Origin of the sequence: Vibrio sinensis (genome assembly GCF_003605645.1) — a bacterium.
Lineage (GTDB): Bacteria > Pseudomonadota > Gammaproteobacteria > Enterobacterales > Vibrionaceae > Vibrio > Vibrio sinensis.
The window spans coordinates 1-611 of sequence record NZ_QVMU01000119.1 but is presented as its reverse complement, the minus strand read 5'-3'; the positions used below and the strand labels follow the sequence as shown (position 1 = coordinate 611).

The following is a 611-nucleotide window of genomic DNA, read 5'->3' as shown; positions in this document are numbered from 1 at the left end:
TTTCGGGGAGGACGCTCACCACTTTGTGGTTCATGACTGGGGTGAAGTCGTAACAAGGTAGCGCTAGGGGAACCTGGCGCTGGATCACCTCCTTATACGATGATTACTCACGATGAGTGYCCACACAGATTGATATGTTTATAAAGTTCAAGAGTTTAATGTTGGGTCTGTAGCTCAGCTGGTTAGAGCGCTCGCCTGATAAGCGGGAGGTCGGTGGTTCGAGTCCACTCAGACCCACCAATTCTTTTCCCAAAAGAATTGGTCTGACATTAARTTTTTGGGGCTATAGCTCAGCTGGGAGAGCGCCTGCCTTGCACGCAGGAGGTCTGCGGTTCGATCCCGCATAGCTCCACCATCTTTAAACGCATTCGCGAGAGTGTTTTTAGAAATGGTTCATTTCTTCGGAAATAATCWMGCTCTTTAACAATTTGGAAAGCTGACTGATAACAACAWTGTTGTTATCAAAAAAGTTCTCAATGTATTCTTAATTGAATACACCAAAAAACACATTCAAGTGTTCTTGGCAATATCATCTCCTAGAGATGATTATTCGAAATTGAGTCCGGCAAAATCGAACGTCTCTCACTCATAAAATAGAGAGACAACTTGGT

2 tRNA genes and 1 rRNA gene are annotated in these 611 nt (G+C 44.1%); all 3 read left to right on the top strand.

Features of this window, described 5'->3' with window-relative positions:
• A 16S ribosomal RNA gene (locus DZ860_RS23905) occupies positions 1–95 on the top strand; the annotation flags it as partial.
• Positions 96–163: 68 nt separating this feature from the next.
• Positions 164–240, top strand: a tRNA-Ile gene (locus DZ860_RS23900).
• 39 nt (positions 241–279) lie between these two features.
• Positions 280–355: transfer RNA gene (locus DZ860_RS23895), tRNA-Ala, on the top strand.
• Positions 356–611: the final 256 nt, after the last annotated feature.